This window comes from Micromonospora haikouensis, assembly GCF_000876225.1.
Taxonomy (GTDB): Bacteria; Actinomycetota; Actinomycetes; order Mycobacteriales; family Micromonosporaceae; genus Micromonospora; species Micromonospora haikouensis.
Genome location: NZ_JXSX01000003.1, coordinates 1,040,514 through 1,061,516, shown reverse-complemented (window position 1 = coordinate 1,061,516; position 21,003 = coordinate 1,040,514). Strand labels below are relative to the sequence as shown.

The following is a 21,003-nucleotide window of genomic DNA, read 5'->3' as shown; positions in this document are numbered from 1 at the left end:
GGTGCTCCTGCGGGCCGGACCGGTCCGCGTCCGGGCCGGGTCGGGACGGGGGCGCGTCGACGGCCGGCACCACGGCGGCGGCCCGGGCCACCGCGGGCGGCTGGTCGGGGCGGACCACCGACGCCGCACCGGCGGACGGCTCCGGCGGACGGTGGTGCGGGTGCGCCTCGCCGGGCCCGCCCGGCTGCGCCGGCGGCACGGGGCCGCGCTGCGGCACCGCCGCGCTGCCCGCGTCGCGCTGCGGCACCGCCGCGCTGCCGGAGTCGCGTTGCGGCGGGGCCGCGCGGCCGTCGGCCTGGTCGCCCGGCCGCTCGCCCGGGCGACCGGGCGGGATCACCGCCCGTGCCACGCCGGGCTGGTGGGGGCCGGCGGTCGGTGCGCCGGGCGGCGCGGCCCGGCCGGCGGGACCCCCCGGTGGCGTCGCGCGCCCTGCGGGACCGGACGGAGGCACGTCCCGGCCGGCAGGACCGGGCGGAGGTGCGGCGGGACCGGACGGAGGCGCGGCCCGGCCGGCGGGGCCGGACGGCGGGTGGACCGGGCCGGCGCCACCGGGCCCGGGAACGACCCCCCGGCCGGCGGCGGGACCACCGGGTGGGGTGGCTCGACCGGGCGCGGTGGGGGCCGCCGACGCCCGGGCGGTCGGCCCGGACTCGGGGGCGGAGCCTGCGGGCCGAGGGCCGGCGGCAGCCCCGGACCGGGGATCCGGGTTGGAGCGGCGGCCGGCACCGGGCCGAGGGCCGGACCCGACCGGCGGGGCCTGCGGGCGGCGCTCCTCCGCCGGCCCGGGACGCACGTCACCGGTGCGCGGATCCGCCACCGGCGGCCGCAGCTCACCCGTACGCGGGTCCACCGGTGGCCGGCCCACCTCGCCCGTACGCGGGTCCGCTGCCGGACGGCGGCCTCCCGCACGGGGATCTGCCGGCGGACGGGGTTCCCCGGTGCGTGGGCCCGCGACCTGCGGACGGGACGGCGCCGCCGCCCGGCCGGTGGGCAGTGGGACCGGCTCCTCCGCCGGGTCGACGGGCGCGGTGGCGGGCCGGGCCCTGCCCATCGGGGCTGCCGGCCCGGCACCGGTGCCGTGCGGCGCCCCGGTGCCCCGGCCGCCGTCACCGGGCCGGTGGCCCGGCTCCCCGACCGGCGGCGCGACACCCGGTGGCGGCGCGGGCACGCCCGCCCGGTTGACCATCGGCATCGCGGTGTCCGTGTGGGTGCCCCGACCGGCCTGGCGCAGCCACTCCGCCGGACGCTGCGGCCGGTCGCCCCGGCCCTGCGGGGGGCCGCCCGGCTCGACGGGGCCGGGGTACCCGGCGTCGACGGGGCCGGTCGGACGGTGCGACGTCGCCTCGCCCGGGTCCGCCTCGGGCTGGGCCCGGCGGCGGCCGGGCTCCCGGCCTGCGGCCGCCGGCCCCTGGGCGACGGCCGGATCCGCGCCGGTGGGGCCGTTGGGCAGCCCGGGCACCTCGGGGGCGTTGCCGCTGAGCGGGACGATCGGCGGCTGCTCCTCGGCGGCCCGCCGGCGACCGACCGGGCCGGGCACGGGCGCGACCGGCCCGGCGGTGCCACGACCCGTCGGCTCGTCCGCGGCGGGTGCGGCGGGGCCGCCGGGGCGCTCGCCCGCCGGCCCGCGCCGGGGCTCGTCGCCGGGAGGCATCGGGGCCGGGTAGGGCGGGCCCGCGGGCCCCGGCGCGGCGCGGTGCGGCCCGGACGGCGGAGCCGCGGCCCGACCGGCCGGAGGCGGCGGGCTGACGGCCCGGCCGGCAGGCGGCGGCGGGGCAGCGGCCCGGCCGGCGGGAGGTGCCGGGGCGGCGGCCCGGCCGGCGGGAGGTGCCGGGGCGGCGGCCCGGCCGGCCGGGGGCGACCCGGCGGGGACGACCGGCCAGTCGCCGGTCGAGGGCTGACCACCACGCGCGGGCGGGGCCACGGGTGCTCCGGGTGGACCCAGCGGGCGGGGGCGCTGCCCGGGTGCACCGGTCGCCGACGCCGAGGGTCCGCCGGCCCGCTCGCCCGCCGGTGCCGCCGCTCGGGGCAGTTCGCCGGACGGTTCACCGTCGTCGCGCGGACGCCGGGGCGCGGCGTCCGCCGGGTACGGGGCCCGGGCGGGCTGACCCGCCGGGTACGGCGGCCCGGACGGTTGACCCGTCGGGCGGGGCGGGACCGACGACTGGGCCGGCCCCGGCATCGGCCCGGCCGGCGGGGCCGACGGCCCTGCCGGCGGCTGCGCGGGGCCCTGCGGTGGCCGGGCCGCCTGCTGGGGAGCCCGGGGCGGTTCCGCCGAGCCGTGCGGCGGGCGGTTCGGCTGGTGGGGCGGCTGCGGAGGGCCCTGCGGCAGGAGGTGCGGCGGTGCGGCCTGCGGCGGGCGGGGCGGCTCGGCGGGCCCGGGGCGGCGGGCCGGCTGCGGCGAGCCGGGCCACGGGCCGTCGACCGGTCGCGGACGCGCCGGACCCGGTTCGCCGCCGCGCGCCGGGGCCGCAGGCGCGGTCGGAGCCTGTCGTGCCTGCGGGTCGGGCTGGTCGGGCGGCGGGGCCTGCCCCGGCGCGCCGCCGGGCCCCAGCTCGCCGCGCTGCTGCTTGGCGGAGCGCAGGTCGTCGATCCAGCCGAACTCCTCGCCGGCCACCGGCTCCTCGGGCTCGCTGTCGGGTCGGCCCCGGCCCCACCGGCGCCCCTTGGGGCGCGGCTCGCGCCGCTCCTCGGGGCCGTCCTCCGGTCGCTCCGAACCACGGGATCTCACTGCTGACCCTCCCCGACGGCGCCCGTGCCGTCCTCGTCCGCCGCGCTGGCGTGCCCGTTGCCCGACGGGTGGCGGCCGTTCCCTGCCGGGGCGGGTTCGTCCGGACGCGCCGGGGCCGGCAGCCCCCGGACGATCCGGCGCAGCAGGGGCAGCCGGGCGGCCACCGCCCGCTCCGCACCGTGCCCGCTGGGACGGTAGTAGTCGGCACCGACAAGATCGTCGGGAGCGTACTGCTGGGTGACCACTCCCCGGGGGTCGTCGTGCGGGTAGCGGTAGCCCGTGCCGTGGCCGAGCCCCCGCGCGCCGGAGTAGTGGGCGTCGCGCAGGCCGCGCGGGACCGGTCCGCCCCGGCCGGCGCGGACGTCGGCCGTGGCGGCCCCGATCGCGGTGGTCGCCGAGTTGGACTTCGGCGCGGTGGCCAGGTGGATCACGGCCTGGGCGAGGTTGAGCTGCGCCTCGGGCAGGCCGACGAACTCCACGGCCTGCGCGGCGGCGGTGGCCACACCCAGCGCGCCCGGGTCGGCCATCCCGACGTCCTCGCTGGCGAAGATGACCAGGCGGCGGGCGATGAACCGGGCGTCCTCGCCGGCCACCAGCATCCGGGCCAGCCAGTGCAGCGCCGCGTCGACGTCGGAGCCGCGCATGCTCTTGATGAAGGCGCTGGTCACGTCGTAGTGCGCGTCGCCGGCCCGGTCGTAGCGCACCGCCGCGACGTCCACCGCCTGCTCGGCGGTGGCCAGGTCGATCCGGTCGACGCCCAGCGCCGCCGCCGAGGCCGCCGCGGCCTCCAGGGCGGTCAGGGCCTTGCGCACGTCGCCGCCGGCGAGGCGGACGAGATGGTCCTCGGCGTCGGCCTGGAGGGTGAACGCGCCGGCGAGGCCGCGCGCGTCGGTGACCGCCCGGCGCAGCAGGTCGCGCACGGCCGCGTCGTCCAGCGGCTGGAGGGTGAGCAGCACGCACCGCGACAGCAGCGGTGAGATGACCGAGAAGTACGGGTTCTCCGTGGTCGCCGCGAGCAGGGTGACCGTCCGGTCCTCCACCGCGGCGAGCAGCGAATCCTGCTGGGTCTTGCTGAACCGGTGCACCTCGTCGATGAACAGGACGGTCGGCGGGCCCCCGGAGCGGCGCTGCCGGCGGGCGGTGTCGATCACCGCGCGGACGTCCTTGACCCCGGCGGTGAGCGCCGACATGGCCACGAAGCGGCGGTCGGTGGCGTTCGCCACAAGGTGGGCGATCGTGGTCTTCCCGCAGCCGGGCGGCCCCCAGAGGATCACCGACATCGGGGTGGCGCCGCCGACGAGTTGGCGCAGCGGCGCGCCCGGCGCGAGCAGGTGCTGCTGCCCCACCAGCTCGTCGATGCTGGCCGGGCGCATCCGGACGGGAAGCGGGGAGTCGGCCGCCACGGGGGTGAAGCCGTCGACGCCGACGGCACCCGTGGGGGCACCGTGCGCCCCGGCGGGTGCGCCGAGCGAGAAGAGAGCGTCGGACTCCATCACGAAGACAGTACCGGGCCGGGTCCGCCGCGCCGGAACTGCGCTGCGGGCCCGGCCCGGTTAGATCATTTACGGTCAGCCGCGGCCGGGGCGGCGGCCCCGGTACCAGCGGCCGCCACCACCGCCGCGCGGACCGCTGCCCACGCCGGCCAGGTAGAGGGAGAGCAGCAGCAGGCCCAGCATCAGCAGGGTGTGCACGTTGAACAGGTCCGGCGCGCCGAAGTCGGTGTCGAGCAGGTCGAGCAACAGGGCGAAGCCGAAGACGACGGCCGCGAGAATGGCGAGCATGACGGTCCTCCGGTGGGGGTTCCCAGTAGGTCGCCGCGTGATGTACCCAATCGGTCCGATCGCCAATCTCCACGGTGGACCGGGCTCGCCTGCGCGACGGTGGGTCACCGCCCGCTCGCCCGCGGTGCAGGAACGGGCTCCCTGGAAGCGGCGGGGGCGGGGGTGGGATCGGCAACGGCGGGGGCGCGACCGGCCCGCCAGGCGGGCAGGTACAGCGGGGCGGCCATGGCGAGCACCACCGCGCCGACCAGCATCGCCGCGCTGACACTGGTGTGCTCGGCGAGGGCCGTCAGCGTCAGCGCGCCGAGCGCACCGGCCGGCTGGGCCACCATCGAGTTGAGCGAGAGCACGCTGGTGCGGTACGGGCCGTCGACCTGGCGGTGCAGCAGCCCCATGTGCAGCGGGTTCGACGCGCCGTGCACGGCGTAGCAGGCCAGGTAGGCGACGATCACCCCCACCGGGCCGGCGAGCAGGCCCATGCCGACCACGGTCGCGCCCTGCAGGATCCGCAGCAGCCCGGCGGCCGGCGCGGCCCCGATCCGGCGGGACAGGAGCGGGATGAGCGCGGCGCCGAGGGCGTTGGCCAGCCAGGCCGCCGAGCTGGCCGGGCCGAGCAGCGCGGCGGCCCGGTCGGCGTCGCCGACCACCTCGGCGAGGCGTACGGGCAGCAGCGTCTCGAAGGTGACCATGCCGAAGCCCCAGAACAGCTCGACCGCGACCAGGGCGAGCAGCACCCGGGAGCGGCGCAGCAGGCCGACCGCCTGCCCGACCATGCGGGGGGCCGCCGCCACCGAGGCGCGCAGGGCCGCCGGCCCCCGGGCGGTGCGGGCCTCCCGGAGCAGGACCAGCAACGCGACCAGCAGCACGGCCTGCAGCACGATGGCGGCCAGCACCGGCAGGGTCAGCGCGCTGACCGGCCCGACCGGGCCGAGGGCGACGAGGCCGCCGCTGATCAACGCGCCCGCGCCGATGGCGAGGCCGATGACGGTGCCGGCGTGGCCGAGGCCGCGCTCGTACTCGGCGTCGGGGTCGGCGGCGAGGGTGGCGTCGACGTACCAGGACTCCAGGGGGCCGCTGTCGAGCGCGCGGTAGACGCCCTGCAACGCCCAGGCCAGGAAGAACAGCCAGAACGAGTGCGCCACGGCGAAGACGGCGAACGAGACGAGGCCGACGGCCCAGGCCGCGGCGAGCACCGGCTTGCGGCCGAGCGCGTCGGCGAGCCCGCCGGTCGGCAGTTCCAGCGCGAGGACGATGAGGCCCTGCGCGATGCCGGCCAGGCCGATCTGGGACAGCGACATCCCGCGCTCCTGCATCAGCAGGATCATCACCGGGATCATCAGGCCGCCCGGCAGCCAGCGCAGGCCGTACAGGACCAGGTAGCGGACGTGGACCTGGCGTACGGTCAGCGCAGTCACGGCTTGTCCTCGTCGGGAAGCGGGGCGGTGTCGGAGATCGGGGCGGCGAGCCGCAGCTCGGCCAGCATCGGGTAGGCGGCCAGGTAGATCTGCACCTGCTCGGCGCCGGGCGCGGCGGGGTCGGCCTCCGCCCGGTAGCGCTCGAAGACCGCCCAGAGCTCGTCCTTGAGGGCCTGGAGGCGCTCGGGCGGGACGGTCATGAACACGTCGCCCATGCCGAACGCGTCGCGCCAGGCCGGCGACCACTCGTGCCGCCGGGCGAACCACTGCTCGGCGTGTTGCGTCAGGTAGCGCACCTGGTCGCCCTCGATCCACTCGATCGCGGCGCGGGCGTCGGGGTCGTCGTCGTAGTCGCTGGGCTCCCACTGGGTCACCTGGTGCGCGGCGCGCCAGTAGCGCTGCCGCCCGGTGCCCAGCTCCGGGTCCTCCACGACCAGGCCGACCTCGGCGAGCTGCCGCAGGTGGTAGCTGGTCGCGCCGGTGTTGGTGCCGAGCGTCTCGGCGAGGTCGGTGGCGGTGGCCGGGCCCTTCACCCGCAGCGCCCCGACGAGGCGCATGCGCAGGGGGTGGGCGAGCACCCGCACCTGCCGGTGGTCGAGCCGGACGGTACGCGGCGCGGGCCGCGCCGCCCCGTTCTCCGAGGTTTCCGAGACGTTCTCCATGGCATGCACAATAACTGTGCACAGAAGTTGTGCACAACATCTGTGCAGAGTCGGGGATGCGACGGGTCGGTTCAGCCGAGCAGCTCGTGCACCCCGCGCAGGCGGGTGCGCAGCAGGCCGGCGGCGCGGGAGCTGTCGAGGCGTACCTCGACGGGGCGGGCCAGGCCCGACGCGGCGCTCGTGGCGGTCCGCAGGCCGCCCGGGTCGAGCCCGAACCGCCGGGCCACCAGCAGCCCCAGCTCGGCGCGGCTGACCGCGTCCGGGCCCGCCACGTTGAGCGGGCCGGCGTAGTCCGACGCGGCCAGCTCCAGCACGGCGGCGGCCAGATCGCCCACGTCGACCGGGCAGCGCAGCTCGTCGGTGAACAGGGCACCCCGGCCCGCGAGGGCGGCCAGGCAGAGCCGGACCTGCTTGCTCCGCTCGTCGCCCACGATCAACGAGGTACGCACCAGCGCCGCGCCCGGGTCGACCGCCCGCACGGCGGTCTCCGCCGCCGCCTTCGCCGCCCCGTACGCGAACACCGGCGTCGGCACGTCGTCGTCGGCGTACGGCTCGGGCCGGCCGGCGTGCAGCGCGTCACTGGACAGGTGCACCAGCCGCGCGCCCGCCTCCGCGGCGGCGTACGCCACGTTCGCCGCGCCGTCGGCGGTGACCGTCCAGTCGTCGTACCGGTAGGGGGTGCTCACCACGGCGGCCGGCCGCACCGCCGCGACCAGCGCGCGCACGGCGGCCCGGTCGGTCACGTCGAGCCGGCGCGCCTCGACGCCGGCCGGCGCGCCGGGGTTGGCGTGGTACGTGCCGACCACCCGCTGCCCCGCCGCGACGGCCCGGCGGCACACCTCGCCGCCGAGGTACCCGCTGGCACCCACCACGAGCAGCGTCACGCCCCCGCTTCCTCCCGCCGGCCGGCGGACGGCCGCCGAAGCGCCGCCCGCCGGGATCGCCGCTCGCTCAGACCGGGTCGGCCACCGGGGCGGCCGGGCCGGCGGTGCCGGCGTGCGCGCCGGTCGGGGCCTTCGGCTTGGCGTCGATGCCCGCCTCGGCGCGCTGCTGCGCGGTGATCGGCGTCGGCGCGCCCGTCAGCGGGTCGAAGCCGCCCCGGGTCTTCGGGAACGCGATCACCTCGCGGATCGAGTCCGCGCCGGCCAGCAGCATGCAGACCCGGTCCCAGCCGAACGCGATGCCGCCGTGCGGCGGGGCGCCGTACTTGAACGCCTCCAGCAGGAAGCCGAACTTGTCCTGCGCCTCGGCGGGGGTGATGCCGAGCAGGTCGAACACCCGCTGCTGCACGTCGCCCCGGTGGATACGGATCGACCCGCCGCCGATCTCGTTGCCGTTGCAGACGATGTCGTACGCGTACGCCAGCGCCCGGTCCGGTGCCTCCTCGAACCGGTCCACCCACTCGGCGTTCGGCGAGGTGAACGGGTGGTGCACGGCCGTCCAGCCGCCCTCGTCGGTCTTCTCGAACATCGGGGCGTCGACCACCCAGCAGAACGCCCACGCCGACTCGTCGATCAGCTTCGCCCGCTTGGCGATCTCGATGCGGGCCGCGCCGAGCAGCTCCTGCGCCTCCCGGGCGTCGGCGCTGGCCGCGAAGAACACCGCGTCGCCGGGCTTCGCGCCGACCGCGTCGGCCAGCCCCGCCAGGTGCTCCTCGGAGAGGTTCTTCGCCACCGGGCCCCGCGGCGCGCCGGTCTCGGCGTCGAGCACCACGTACGCGAGGCCCTTCGCGCCGCGCGCCTTCGCCCAGTCCTGCCAGCCGTCCAGCTCCTTGCGGGTCTGGCCCGCGCCGCCCGGCATGACGACCGCGCCGACGTACCCGCCCGCGTCGATCGCCCCGGCGAACACCCGGAACGCCGTGCCGCGCAGGTAGTCCGTCAGCTCGGTCAGCTCCACGCCGTAGCGCAGGTCCGGCTTGTCGGAGCCGTACCGGGCCATCGCGTCGTGCCAGGTGATGCGCGGGATGGGCCGGGGGATCTCGTAGCCGGCCAGGTCGGACCAGAGCGCCGACACGATCGCCTCGCCGAGGTCGATCACGTCGTCCTCGGTGACGAAGGACATCTCGATGTCGAGCTGGGTGAACTCCGGCTGCCGGTCGGCGCGGAAGTCCTCGTCGCGGTAGCAGCGGGCGATCTGGTAGTAGCGCTCCATGCCGCCGACCATCAGCAGCTGCTTGAACAGCTGCGGGGACTGCGGCAGCGCGTACCAGCTGCCCGGCTGGAGCCGGACCGGGACCAGGAAGTCGCGCGCGCCCTCCGGGGTGGACCGGGTCAGCGTCGGCGTCTCGATCTCCAGGAAGTCGCGCTCGTGCAGCACGCCCCGGGCGAGCTGGTTGGCCCGCGACCGCAGCCGCATCGCCTTCGCCGGGCCGCCCCGGCGCAGGTCCAGGTAGCGGTACTTGAGCCGGATGTCGTCGCCGGCCTCGACCTGGTCGTCGACGGGCAGCGGCAGCGGCGCGGCCTCCGAGAGCACCTCCAGCCCGCTCGCGGTCACCTCGATCCCGCCGGTGGGCAGCTCCGGGTTCTCGTTGCCCTCGGGCCGGCGGGTCACCTCGCCGGTCACCTTCACGCAGAACTCGTTGCGCAGCGCGTGGGCGTCCTCCTCGCGGAAGACCACCTGCACGACGCCCGAGGCGTCGCGCAGATCGACGAAGATGACACCGCCGTGGTCGCGCCGGCGGGCGACCCACCCGGCGAGCGTCACCGTGGTGCCGGCGTCCGTCGCGCGCAGGCTGCCGGCGTCATGGGTACGGATCACGGCTTGCGTCTCCTCATCGTCTGCGTTCGGTCTGCCCTCGCATTCTGTCAGGGTGCCCCGCCCCCTGCCGTCACCGGGCGCGGTTGGGGGGTAAGGAGGGCCCTTGTCAACGCTTTCTGTTGTACAAGGGACCCCTGCGAACCCGTCCCGCGCCGCGGGAGCGCCGCCGATGCGCCGCCGGAGCACCGCCGACGCGCCGACCCGCCCCGCGCCGCGTACGGTGTGCCGGATGCGTGTCGTACCCCCGTGGGCCCTGCTCTCCGCCGGCGCGGCGCCGGTGTTCCTGGTCGGCGGCTGGCTGCTCGGCGCGGCCCGGCAGCCCGGCGGGTTCGACCAGGTCTCCGGCACGATCAGCGCGCTCGCGGCCGTCGGCGCGGCCGACCGGTGGATCATGACGCTCGGCCTCGTCGGGCTCGGCCTGTGCCACTGCGTGACCGCCGCCGGGTTGCGGCCGCTGGCGGTCGGGGGGCGGGCGCTGCTCGCGCTGGGCGGGGTCGCCACGCTCGCGGTGGCGGCGTTCCCGCTGCCGGCCGACGGCGGCTCGGCACCGCACGCGCTGGCCGCCGCCGTAGCGTTCGGCGCGCTGGCCGTCTGGCCGGCGTTCGCCCCCGCCGGCACCGGGGGGCCACGGGCCGGCCGCCCGCGCGGGGACGCGCTGCGCCCGGGAGGCGGGCACCCGGCTCACCACACCCACGGGCGGGCCGCCTGGGCCGCGCTTGCGGTGGGGCTGCTGGTGCCGGTGGCCTGGTTCGCGATCGAGCTGGCCACCGGCGGGGAGCGGATCGGCCTGGCCGAGCGGGTGGCCGCCGGCGCGGAGGCGCTCTGCCCCGCGCTGGTCGCCGGGTGGCTGAGCCGGCGCTGACCACGGCGCGGTCGCTACGGCTCGTCGGCGGGGAGGAGGTGGGCGACGTGGACGTCGCCCTCGGTGAGCGCCCTCGCCCGCTCCTCCGCCGCCCGGTCGGCGCCGGTGAGCCGGCCGCCGTGCTGGCGCAGGTGTTCCTCCCAGGACGGCACCTGGTACACCTCGACGAAGCCGTGCGCCCGCTCCCCCGCCCGGAACAGCCCCCAGCGCATCGCCCCGGTGCGCCGCCGCGACCGGCCCACCGCCCGCATCGCCTCGACGAAGGCGTCCTGCCGCTCGGGCGGCACGGTGTAGGAGACGGTCACCAGCACGGGCCCGGTGCGCGGGTGCGCGTCCAGCATCAGGTGCGGCTCGGGCCAGTAGACGGCCGGGTCCCGGTCGACCCCGCGGGTGTCGCGCAGCGGCCACAACGGCACGGTGAGCGCGGCGACGGCCATGGCCGCCCCGGCCACGGCGAGCGCGGTGACCAGGCCGGCGAGCTCGCCGAGTGCGCCCCAGGCGAGGGCGCCGAGCGCCTGCCCGCCGGCGAAGACCATCTGGTAGACCGACAGCCCCCGGGCGCGTACCCAGCCGGGGAGGAAGAGCTGCATCGCGGCGTTCACGGTGGACAGCACGGTCATCCAGGCCAGCCCGGCGGGCACCAGCGCCGCCGTGACCAGGGCCGGCACGGGCACGAGGGCCAGCACCAGCAGCGCCCCGCCGTAGACCAGCCCGGCGACGAGGAGGAGCTGGCTGGCGGTGAGCGCCCGGCGCACCCGGGGCAGCACGAGCGCGCCGGCGACCGCGCCGACGCCGAGCGCGGCGAGCAGCACGCCGTACCCGCCGGGGCCCAGGCCGAGGCGCTGGCTGGCCACCAGCGGCAGCAGCGCCCACAGCGCGCTGCCGGGCACCACGAACAGCGCGGCCCGCAGCAGGATGCGGCGGACGACCGGCGAGTGGCGCACGTACCGGCCGCCGGCGCGCAGCGCGGCGGTGAACCGCTCCGGCATGGCCGGGCCGTCGGGGCGGTCCGGCCGCCAGCGCAGCAGCGCCCCGGCGAAGATCGCGAAGGACGCGGTGTTCACCGCGAAGACCACCGCCACCCCGGCCTGGGCGACCAGCACGCCGGCCACCGCCGGGCCGACGGAGCGGGCCAGGTTGACGCTGATCGAGCCGAGCGCGGAGGCGTTGACGAGCTGTTCCCGGGGCACCAGCTCCGGGATCACCGCCTGCCAGGCGGGCAGGGTGAGGGCCTGGCCGACGCCGAGGGCGAAGGTGAGGTTGAGCAGCAGGGCCGGCGGCATCCGGTCGGCGGCGGTGAGCGCGGTCAGCAGCACCCCCACGGCGGCCAGGAAGCACTGCACGCCGATGAGCAGCCGACGCCGGTCGAGGGTGTCGGCGAGCGCGCCGGCCGGCAGGGCCAGCAGCAGCACCGGCAGCATGCTCGCGGTCTGCACGAGGGCGACCAGGGTGGGGGCGTTGGGTTGGTCGACCAGCAGCCACTGGGCGCCGACGGTCTGCATCCAGGTGCCGACGTTGCTGGCCAGCACGGCCAGCCACAGGCTGCGGAACACGGCGAGGCGCAGCGGGGCCCAGGCCGACGCGGGCGGGGCGGAAGGCGGTGTGGCGCTCACCGGGCGCAAGGTACCCCGGTTCGGCCCGCCCAGTCGATCCGCGCGCGGATCCCGCCCGACCGGGCCGCCGGTCCCGGCCTCTTCCGGCTCCGCCGGGTGCCGGGGTACGCCGGAAGCGGGCCGCCGGAGGCCGGCGACCCGCTTCGCGAGGGCGCGGTGGATCAGATGATGCTGACGCCGTAGACGCTGAGCGCCTCGGTGACCGGCTGGAAGTAGGTGGTGCCGCCGCGGGTGCAGTTGCCGCTACCGCCGGAGGTGAGGCCGATGGCGCTGGTGCCGCTGAACAGCGAGCCGCCGCTGTCGCCCGGCTCGGCGCAGACGTTGGTGCGGATCAGGCCGGAGACGGAGCCCTCGGCGTAGTTCACCGTGGCGTTGAGCGCCCCGACCGTGCCGCCGCGCAGGCCGGTGGTGCTGCCGGAGCGTTGCACGCTCTGGCCGACGAACGCGTTGGCCGCGCCGGTGACGTCCTGGTAGCTGCCGTTGTAGAGGGAGACGTTGCCGGTCGCGTTGGCGGAGTTGCTGTGCCGGACGATGCCGTAGTCGTTGCCCGGGAAGCTGGTGCCGGCGCGGGTGCCCAGGACGCTGGTCTGGCCCGAGTTCGAGTACCAGGTCGAGGCGATGTTGGTGCAGTGCCCGGCGGTCAGGAAGTAGGTCACGCCGGAGCTGCTGCGCACGTTGAAGCCGAGCGAGCAGCGGCCGCCGCCGGCGGCGTAGATCGCCTGGCCGCCGGAGATGCGGGTGCTCAGCACGCCGGCCTCGGCCTCGATGCGGACGGCGCCGCCGGTCCGGGCGGCGGCGGCCTTGACGCGCTCCAGCTTGGCGCCGGTGACGGTGCTGTCGACGGAGACGACGACCTGGTTGGTGACCGGGTCGGTCCACCACGCGGTGCCCGGGATCTTCGCGGAGCGCTCCAGCTCGGCGGTGGCCCGGTCCAGCTCGGCGGCGCCCCGCTTGACGAGCTTGGCGATGGCGCCGGAGGCGCGGACCTGGCGGGCGGCGGCCGCGTCGGTCACGGTGACGACCATCCTGCCGCTGGCGTCGGCGTACGTGCCGGCGGAGCGGTCACCGAGCCGCTCGGCCAGGGTGGCGGCAGCGTCGGGCGAGGCGGCGGGGGCGGCCTGGGCGGGGGCGCCGATCAGCGCGGTGGCGACCAGGGTGCCGGCGGCGGCGACGGACACGGCGCGGAGGAGCGTTGACCTCGTGGGTCGCATGTAACAACCTCCCGGAAGGGGGTGAACGGGTCGCGCCGGGGGTGACGGACCCGAGGACCACCGGCCGGAGCTGGGGTGAACCGGCCGAGTGAACTGAAGTATTCACATACTTGGATTCACTCGCAAGACCCGGCTTCGCCCCGTTTCACCCGAGCCACCCGCCACCCCCGTTCCGGGGGACGGGTCAGCGGGCGGCGGCCAGGCGGGCCGCGCGGGCGTCGCGCTTCTCCTCGAAACGGGACGCGTGCACCTGGAGGGTGTCCAGGTGGGCGGCGATCTGGTCGCGGGCGGCCTCGCCGTCGGCGTTCAGCCCGGTCACGTTGAAGATGTCCCACTGCCGCAGCACCGGGACGACCACCTCGTCGCGGTGCTGACGCAGGTCGTAGATGCCGGCCAGGGCGATCGCCACCGACTTGCGGGCGAAGCCCTCGATGCCCACGCCGGGCATCTGGAAGTCGGCGAGGACCTCGGCGATGGCCCGCATCGCCTGGCTCGGGGCCACCTCCAGGGCGGCGGCGAGCAGGTTGCGGTAGAAGACCATGTGCAGGTTCTCGTCGGCGGCGACGCGGGCCAGCAGCGCCTCGCACACCGGGTCGCCGGCCACCCGGCCCGTGTTGCGGTGCGAGATCCGGGTGGCCAGCTCCTGGAACGACACGTATGCCAGCGAGCGCAGCATCGAGTCGTCGTGGGAGTTGGTGTAGCCGGCGGTCATGTGCACCATCCGGGCCCGCTCCAGCGCCACCGGGTCCACCGCCCGGGTCACCGTCAGGTAGTCGCGGATGGCGGTGCCGTGCCGGCCCTCCTCGGCGGTCCACCGGCCCACCCACGTCCCCCACGCCCCGTCCGGGCCGAAGAGGGTGGCGATCTGGTGGTGGTACGAGGGGAGGTTGTCCTCGGTCAGCAGGTTCACGATCAGCGCGGTGCGCGCGATCTCGGGGATCGTCGAGTCCTGCGGCGACCACGCCTGCCCACCGAGCGGGCCGTCGAAGGTGCGCCCCTCGCTCCACGGCACGTACTCGTGCGGGAACCACTCCTTCGCCATCGAGAGGTGGCGGTCGAGGTTCTTCGCCACGACGGGTTCGAGCTCGACGAGCAGGGCGGTCTGGCTGAGTTCGGTCACGAGGTTCTCCCTACGGTGGCGTAACTTACGCCACCGTAGGTCTTCCGCGCCGTACGCGCCAGTAGCGCCCGGCCCGCGCGGCGTCCCCTCAGCTCACCAGGGGCGACAGGTCGGCCCGGGGCGGGGTCCACTCCCCGGCCGCCGCGACCACCTGCTCGCCGGAGCGGATGTCCTTCACCTCGTCGGGCGCCCCGTCGGCGCCGGGGAACCACACGTACGGGATGCCGCGCCGCTCGGCGTGCCGGATCTGCTTGCCGAACTTCGCCGCGCTCGGCGCGACCTCCGTGGGCACCCCCCGGCGGCGCAGCGCGTCGGCGACGGCGTTGCTCGCCGCCCGCCGCTCCTCGCTGGTCACCGCGACCAGCACGCACGTCGGCACGCTGCGGGACACGGTGAGCGCGCCCGCGCCGAAGAGCAGCCCGAGCAGCCGGCTCACCCCGATCGAGATGCCGACCCCGGGGAAGGACGCGCCACCGGCGCTGACCAGGTTGTCGTACCGGCCGCCGGAGCAGATCGAGCCGAACCGCTCGTAGCCGGCCAGCGACGTCTCGTAGACGGTGCCGGTGTAGTAGTCGAGCCCGCGGGCGATCCGCAGGTCGGCCACGCACAGCCCCGGGGAGTGCGCGGCGGCCGTCTCCACCACCGCGACCAGCTCGGCGACGCCCTCGTCGAGCAGCGGGTGGGTCACCCCGAGGCCGCGCACGGCGTCGGCGAACGAGGCGTCCGGGGCGGAGATCTCGGCCAGGGCCAGGCACGCCTTGGCCTGCGACTCGCTCGCCCCGGCCGTCTCGGCGAGCAGCTCGGCCACCTTCGCCGGGCCGATCTTGTCGAGCTTGTCGACCGCGCGCAGGGCGGCCTCCGGGTCGGTCAGGCCGATGCCCCGGTAGAACCCCTCGCAGATCTTGCGGTTGTTGACCTGGATGGTCACCGGCGGGATCGGCAGCGACCGCAGCGCGTCGCCGATGACCAGCGGCATCTCCGCCTCGTAGTGCGCGGGCAGGGTGTCCCGGTCGACGATGTCGATGTCGGCCTGGAGGAACTCCCGGTAGCGCCCCTCCTGCGGGCGCTCGCCCCGCCACACCTTCTGGATCTGGTAGCGGCGGAATGGGAACTGGAGCTTGCCGGCGTTCTCCAGCACGTAGCGGGCGAACGGCACCGTCAGGTCGAAGTGCAGGCCGAGGGCGTCGTCGCCGGCCGGGCCGTCGGCGTCGGCCTGGAGGCGGCGCAGCACGTAGACCTCCTTGGAGGTCTCCCCCTTGCGCAGCAGCTGATCGAGGGGCTCGACGGAGCGGGTCTCCAGCGGCGCGAAGCCGTACAGCTCGAAGGTGGCGCGGATCCGGTCCAGTACGAACTGCTCGATCATCCGCTGCGCCGGGGTCCACTCGGGGAAGCCGGAGATGGGCGTGGGCTTGCTCATGACGCTCCGTTCAACACCCGCGCCGACGGCGCGGGAAAGGTCGAGGCGCGGCCTAGAGACCGCGGGTGGGTGCGGCCGGGCGCGCGTCGCCCGAGGCCGCCACCTCGATGAGGTACGGGTTGCTCGCGCGCTCGCGGCCGATGGTGGTCGCGGGGCCGTGGCCGGGCAGCACCACCGTGTCGTCGGCCAGCGGGAGGATCTTGTCGCGCAGGCTGGTGAGCATCCGGGGCATGCTGCCGCCCCACAGGTCGGTGCGGCCGATCGAGCCGGCGAAGAGCACGTCGCCGGAGAGGCAGACCTGCTCGGCCTCCCACTGCGAGCCCGCGCCGGGCAGCCGGAACAGCACCGACCCGCCGGTATGGCCCGGGGCGTGGTCGACGGTGATCTCCAGCCCGGCGAGCGACAGGGTCGCGCCGTCGGTCAGCTCGGCGACGTCGTCGGGCTCGGAGTAGGGCAGCCGGCCGCCGAAGAGCCCGCGGAGGTCCATCGACAGCCCCTTGGCCGGGTCGGCCAGCAGCTCCCGGTCCTCCGGGTGGACGTACGCGGTGACGCCCCGCGCGCCGCAGACCGGCGCGACGGAGAACGTGTGGTCGAGGTGGCCGTGGGTGAGCAGCACGGCGGCGGGGTGCAGGCGATGCTCGGCGAGTACGGCGTCGAGCCGGTCGATCACCCCGATGCCCGGGTCGACCACCACGCACTGCTCCCCCGGCCCGGTCGCCACCACATAGCAGTTGGTGCCGAAGGCGTCCGCGGGAAAGCTCGCCACGAGCACGGCGCTCCCCTTCCGTCGCTGTCTAGCCTGCACCGGAAGCCTAGCCGCAGCGGCGGGCGCATCGCGCCGGCCCACCCGCCCCCGTGACACCACCAGCCCAGTGAGCAACTCCGATAAAGCCAGCCCGGACCTCGTACACCACTTTCCCAGCCGCTACCCGTACACTCTGGCGGGCGTGTGGCGTGGCGCACGTGGCACCCGACGGGGCGCGACGCCGACCGCCGGTGACCATCAGGGTAGAGGAAGGGGAGCACGGGTGGCTTCCAGCAGGGACCGGCAGCGCAAACTGGCGCGGGCCAAGCTCGACCGGCAGCTGGCGCGACGGGCCGCCCGGACCAGACGCCGACGGCAGATCCAGGCCGGTGTCGGCGCCGCCGTGGTGCTCGTGCTGATCGTGGCCGGTTCGGCCTGGGCGCTGGGCGCCTTCGACGACGACCCGAAGCAGGACACGGCCGCCGAGGACGTCTGCCTCTGGACGCCGCAGGACGCCACCGCGAACACCAACCTCAAGGACGTGGGCACCCCGGCCACCCAGGGCCTGCCGACCTCCGGCACCCGGGCGCTGACCGTCACCACCAACCAGGGCGCCCCGATCACCGCCGAGCTGGACCTCGCGTCGGCCCCGTGCGCCGGGGCGAGCATCGCCCACCTGGCGAGCAAGGGCTTCTACGACAACACGAAGTGCCACGAGATCACCTCCGAGGGCGCGCTGCGCTGTGGCGACCCGAGCGGCACCGGGCTGGGTGGCCCGACGTACTCGTTCTACGACGAGAACGTCCCGGTGGCCCCCGAGGCCAGCCCGTCGGCGAGCCCCGCGCCCGACCAGCCCCCGGCGTACCCGAAGGGCACGGTGGCGATGGTCGCCAACCCGCCGGGCGCCAACGGCAGCCAGTTCCTGATCTTCTTCAAGGACTTCGACCCGGACAAGCCGGCCTACCCGGTGATCGGCAAGGTCACCGGCGGCCTGGACGTGGTCACGAAGATCGGTGCCCTGCCGACCGTGGACAATGGGAGTGGAGCCAAGGTCAAGCCGAAGACCGACGTGGTGATCCAGAGTCTCACCGTCGGCGAGCCGACGACCGCGCCGGCCCCGGCCCCCAGCGGCGCGTCGGCCAGCCCGAGCGCCGGCTGACCCGGCTCCCCCACACACCACAGCCTTTTGCGGCACCGGCCGCGCCCGAGACAGTCCAGGAGGATCGACCGTGACGTCCACCAGAGAGCGGCAGCGCGCGGCGGCGCGCGCCCGGCTCGAGCGGGAGATGGCCGAGCGCGCGGCCAGGGCCCGCAAGCGCCGGCAGACGCAGGCGATCGTCGGGGCCGGGGCGGCCCTGCTGCTCGTGGTCGCCGGCACCGTCTGGCTCGCCGCCAGCATCGGCGGCGACGACGACAAGAAGCAGGACACCGCCGCCGCCCCCGGCTTCGTGCAGTGCGCCTGGACCGAGGTCCCCAAGGAGCAGCGGACCAAGGAGATCAAGGACGTCGGGCTGCCGGCCGCCCAGCAACCGAACACGGGCACCCAGACGCTGACGTTCGACACCAACCTGGGCCCGATCACCGCCAAGGTCGACCGGTCGGCCGCGCCGTGCACCGCCGCGAGCTTCACCCACCTGGCGAGCAAGGGCTTCCTCGACAACACCAAGTGCCACCGCCTGGTCACCGAGGGCATCAAGGTGCTCCAGTGCGGCGACCCGAGCGCCACCGGCAAGGGCTGGCGGGACACCGACGGCACCGGCGGCCCGAGCTACCGGATGGCCGAGGAGAACCTGCCGACCGACAAGCGCCCGCCGTACCCGGAGGGCGTCATCGCGATGGCCAACTCGGGGCAGCCGGGCAGCACGGGCAGCCAGTTCTTCATCGTCTACGGCGACTCGCCGCTGGACGCGAACTACACCGTGCTCGGCACCATCACCGGCGGGATGGACATCGTCAAGGACGTCGCGAAGGCCGGCGACGACGGCGCGTACGCCAAGCAGGCCGGCGGCGGCCACCCCAAGAAGGAGGTCGTCATCAAGAAGATGACGATGAGCGAGGCGCAGGGCTGACCGCCCGCCCCACCCCGCACGACGAAGCGCCCGCCGGTCACCGCCGGCGGGCGCTGTCGTGTCCGGGCTTTCCCGGGGTGGCTCAGGACCCCGAGGTGACCCGGTAGGCGTCGAACACCCCGTCGACCTTGCGGACGGCGGCCAGCAGGTGCCCCAGGTGCTTCGGGTCGGCCATCTCGAAGCTGAACCGGCTCACCGCCACCCGGTCGCGGGTGGTGGTGACCGTCGCGGAGAGGATGTTGACCCGCTCGTCGGAGAGCACCCGGGTGACGTCGGCGAGGAGCTTGTGCCGGTCGAGGGCCTCCACCTGGATGGCCACCAGGAACGTGGAGGCGGAGGTGAGCTTCCAGCTGACCTCGACCACCCGCTCGGCCTGGGCCCGCAGGTCCTCGGCGTTGGCGCAGTCGTCGCGGTGCACGCTGACCCCGCCGGAGCGGGTGACGAACCCGAAGACCGAGTCGGGCGGCACCGGGGTGCAGCAGCGGGCCAGCTTGATCCACACGTCGCTGACGCCCCGCACCACCACACCCGGGTCGGCGCTGCTCTGCCGGCTGCGCGGGGGCCGGGTGGCAACGGCGGTCTCGGCGATGTCCTCCGCCGCGCCCTCCTCGCCCCCGTACGCGGCCATCAGCTTCTGCACCACCGACTGCGCGGAGACCTGGCTGTCACCGACCGCCGCGTACAGCGACGCCACGTCGGCCAGGTGCAGGTCCCGGGCGATCGCCATCAGCGCGTCGGAGGTGAGCATCCGCTGCAACGGCATGCCCTGCTTGCGCATCGCCTTGACGATCGCGTCCTTGCCGGCCTCGATCGCCTCCTCGCGCCGCTCCTTGTTGAAGTATTGTCGGATCTTCGTGCGCGCCCGGGGGCTCTTCACGAAGCCCAGCCAGTCCTGCGTCGGCCCGGCCGTGTCGGACTTCGACGTGAAGATCTCGATCACGTCGCCGTTGGACAGCGTCGACTCCAGGGGCACCAGCTTGCCGTTGACCCGCGCCCCGATGCACTTGTGCCCGACCTCGGTGTGCACCGCGTACGCGAAGTCCACCGGCGTCGACCCCGTCGGCAGGGGGATGACGTCACCCTTCGGGGTGAAGACGTACACCTCCTGGCTCGACAGGTCGAAGCGCAACGCGTCGAGGAACTCGCTCGGGTCCGCCGCCTCCCGCTGCCAGTCCAGCAGCTGCCGCAGCCACGTCATCTCGTCGATGTGCGCGGGCGGGCCGACGATCTGGGTGCCCTTGTGCTCCTTGTACTTCCAGTGCGCGGCGATGCCGAACTCGGCGGTGCGGTGCATCGCGTACGTGCGGATCTGCATCTCCACCGGCTTGCCGGTGGGCCCGATGACCGTCGTGTGCAGCGACTGGTACATGTTGAACTTGGGCATCGCGATGTAGTCCTTGAACCGGCCCGGCACGGGCTGCCAGTTCGCGTGGATCACGCCCAGCGCGGCGTAGCAGTCGCGCACCGTGTCGACCAGGATGCGCACCCCGACCAGGTCGTAGATGTCGTTGAAGTCGCGGCCCCGCACGATCATCTTCTGGTAGATCGAGTAGAGGTGCTTCGGCCGGCCCGTCGTCTCCGCCTTGATCTTGGCGGCCTTCAGATCGGTGCCCACCTTCTGCGTCACCTGGCGCAGCAGCGACTCCCGCTGCGGCTGGTGCTCCCCGATCAGGCGCAGGATCTCCTCGTACCGCTTCGGGAACAGCGTGCCGAAGGCGAGGTCCTCCAGCTCCCACTTGATCGTGTTCATGCCGAGGCGGTGCGCCAACGGCGCCAGGATCTCCAGCGTCTCCTTCGCCTTCTGCTCCCGCTTCGGCGCGGGCAGGAAGGAGAGGGTACGCATGTTGTGCAGCCGGTCGGCCAGCTTGATCACCAGGACCCGCGGGTCCTTCGCCATCGCCACGACCATCTTGCGGATCGTCTCCGCCTTCGCGGCGTCGCCGAGCTTGACCTTGTCGAGCTTGGTCACCCCGTCGACGAGCAGGGTCACCTCGGGGCCGAAGTCGGCCTTCATCTGGTCGAGGGTGTATTCGGTGTCCTCGATCGTGTCGTGCAGCAGCGCGGCGACCAGCGTCGTGGTGTCCATGCCCAGGTTGGCCAGGATGGTGGCCACCGCGAGGGGATGGGTGATGTACGGGTCGCCGGACTTGCGGTATTGACCGGAGTGCCAGCGGTTGGCGGTGTCGAACGCGGTCTGGATCAGCTTCGCGTCGGCCTTCGGGTGGTTCTCCCGGTGGCTGGAGATCAGCGGCTCCAGCACCTCGCTGACCTGGGAGGTCTGCCAGGGCGCGTTGAACCGGGCCAGCCTCGCCCGCACCCGCCGCCCGGTGGGCGCGTTGGAGAGGGCGAAGCCGCCGCTCGGCGACGGATCGCCGGTGAGCTGCGACGGATCGTCGGCGGCGTCGGCCGGGAACAACGACGCCCCGGCACCCGCCGCCGCGCCGTCGGCGGACCCGGGGCCCGCGCCGTTCCCACCCGCCACGGCCAGGGCGTCAGCGCCCCGATCGGTCACCGAACCGTCAGCGTCGCCTGTCGGGTGCACCGTGCCCTCCACCGGAGGGACGACATCGTGGGACACCGGCCTCCTCACCGCTCGCCGGGGATGCGCCGACCGTCCGGCCGG

15 protein-coding genes are annotated in these 21,003 nt (G+C 75.5%); 3 read left to right on the top strand and 12 right to left on the bottom strand.

The features are described from left to right. Nucleotides 1-2,724: 2,724 nt before the first annotated feature. The 6 genes from TK50_RS25975 to aspS all read right to left on the bottom strand — a co-directional run bounded on the left by TK50_RS25975 (nucleotide 2,725) and on the right by aspS (nucleotide 9,343). Nucleotides 2,725-4,221 (bottom strand): replication-associated recombination protein A, encoded by a 1,497-nt coding sequence (locus TK50_RS25975; protein WP_043967922.1) that lies wholly within the window; start codon nucleotides 4,219-4,221, stop codon nucleotides 2,725-2,727. Nucleotides 4,222-4,296: 75 nt separating this feature from the next. Continuing rightward, entirely contained in the window at nucleotides 4,297-4,509 is a 213-nt protein-coding gene (locus tag TK50_RS25970; RefSeq protein ID WP_043967919.1) for a hypothetical protein, read from the bottom strand. Nucleotides 4,510-4,613: 104 nt separating this feature from the next. Further along, the gene (locus tag TK50_RS25965) at nucleotides 4,614-5,924 is read right to left on the bottom strand and encodes an MFS transporter (protein WP_043967917.1); all 1,311 of its coding nucleotides are present in this window, start codon (nucleotides 5,922-5,924) and stop codon (nucleotides 4,614-4,616) included. Continuing rightward, on the bottom strand, nucleotides 5,921-6,586 hold the full coding sequence (locus TK50_RS25960) for an ArsR/SmtB family transcription factor (protein ID WP_043967916.1): 666 nt from the start codon (nucleotides 6,584-6,586) through the stop codon (nucleotides 5,921-5,923). Before TK50_RS25960 ends, TK50_RS25965 begins: the two co-directional genes overlap by 4 nt. A 71-nt stretch (nucleotides 6,587-6,657) precedes the next feature. Further along, nucleotides 6,658-7,470: a sugar nucleotide-binding protein gene (locus TK50_RS25955; RefSeq protein ID WP_043967915.1), complete on the bottom strand. Its 813-nt coding sequence runs from the start codon at nucleotides 7,468-7,470 to the stop codon at nucleotides 6,658-6,660. Nucleotides 7,471-7,537: 67 nt separating this feature from the next. Continuing rightward, nucleotides 7,538-9,343, bottom strand: coding sequence for an aspartate--tRNA ligase (gene aspS, locus TK50_RS25950; protein WP_043967913.1), 1,806 nt, complete (start codon nucleotides 9,341-9,343; stop codon nucleotides 7,538-7,540). Nucleotides 9,344-9,572: 229 nt separating this feature from the next. On the opposite strand from aspS, the gene TK50_RS25945 reads away from it, so the two are divergent. Further along, a complete protein-coding gene (locus TK50_RS25945; RefSeq protein ID WP_043967911.1) occupies nucleotides 9,573-10,205 on the top strand; it encodes a DUF998 domain-containing protein in 633 nt (210 codons plus the stop codon). Nucleotides 10,206-10,219: 14 nt separating this feature from the next. Here TK50_RS25945 and TK50_RS25940 read toward each other — a convergent pair whose 3' ends face one another. The 5 genes from TK50_RS25940 to TK50_RS25920 all read right to left on the bottom strand — a co-directional run bounded on the left by TK50_RS25940 (nucleotide 10,220) and on the right by TK50_RS25920 (nucleotide 16,338). Continuing rightward, a complete protein-coding gene (locus TK50_RS25940) occupies nucleotides 10,220-11,818 on the bottom strand; it encodes an MFS transporter (protein WP_043967908.1) in 1,599 nt (532 codons plus the stop codon). Nucleotides 11,819-11,979: 161 nt separating this feature from the next. Then, nucleotides 11,980-13,029, bottom strand: a complete 1,050-nt coding sequence (locus TK50_RS25935) for a S1 family peptidase (protein WP_043967906.1) — start codon at nucleotides 13,027-13,029, stop codon at nucleotides 11,980-11,982. Between the two features lie 184 nt (nucleotides 13,030-13,213). Continuing rightward, a complete protein-coding gene (locus tag TK50_RS25930; RefSeq protein ID WP_043967903.1) occupies nucleotides 13,214-14,149 on the bottom strand; it encodes an acyl-ACP desaturase in 936 nt (311 codons plus the stop codon). Between the two features lie 88 nt (nucleotides 14,150-14,237). Next, nucleotides 14,238-15,566: a histidine--tRNA ligase gene (gene hisS, locus TK50_RS25925; RefSeq protein WP_043967902.1), complete on the bottom strand. Its 1,329-nt coding sequence runs from the start codon at nucleotides 15,564-15,566 to the stop codon at nucleotides 14,238-14,240. Nucleotides 15,567-15,618: 52 nt separating this feature from the next. Then, a complete protein-coding gene (locus tag TK50_RS25920) occupies nucleotides 15,619-16,338 on the bottom strand; it encodes an MBL fold metallo-hydrolase (protein ID WP_043967900.1) in 720 nt (239 codons plus the stop codon). Nucleotides 16,339-16,594: 256 nt separating this feature from the next. On the opposite strand from TK50_RS25920, the gene TK50_RS25915 reads away from it, so the two are divergent. Further along, a complete protein-coding gene (locus tag TK50_RS25915) occupies nucleotides 16,595-17,470 on the top strand; it encodes a peptidylprolyl isomerase (protein WP_043967898.1) in 876 nt (291 codons plus the stop codon). 70 nt (nucleotides 17,471-17,540) lie between these two features. Further along, nucleotides 17,541-18,380, top strand: coding sequence for a peptidylprolyl isomerase (locus TK50_RS25910; protein WP_043967896.1), 840 nt, complete (start codon nucleotides 17,541-17,543; stop codon nucleotides 18,378-18,380). An 82-nt stretch (nucleotides 18,381-18,462) separates the two neighbouring features. Here TK50_RS25910 and TK50_RS25905 read toward each other — a convergent pair whose 3' ends face one another. After that, a complete protein-coding gene (locus tag TK50_RS25905) occupies nucleotides 18,463-20,970 on the bottom strand; it encodes a RelA/SpoT family protein (RefSeq protein WP_422119958.1) in 2,508 nt (835 codons plus the stop codon). Between the last annotated feature and the right edge of the window lie 33 nt (nucleotides 20,971-21,003).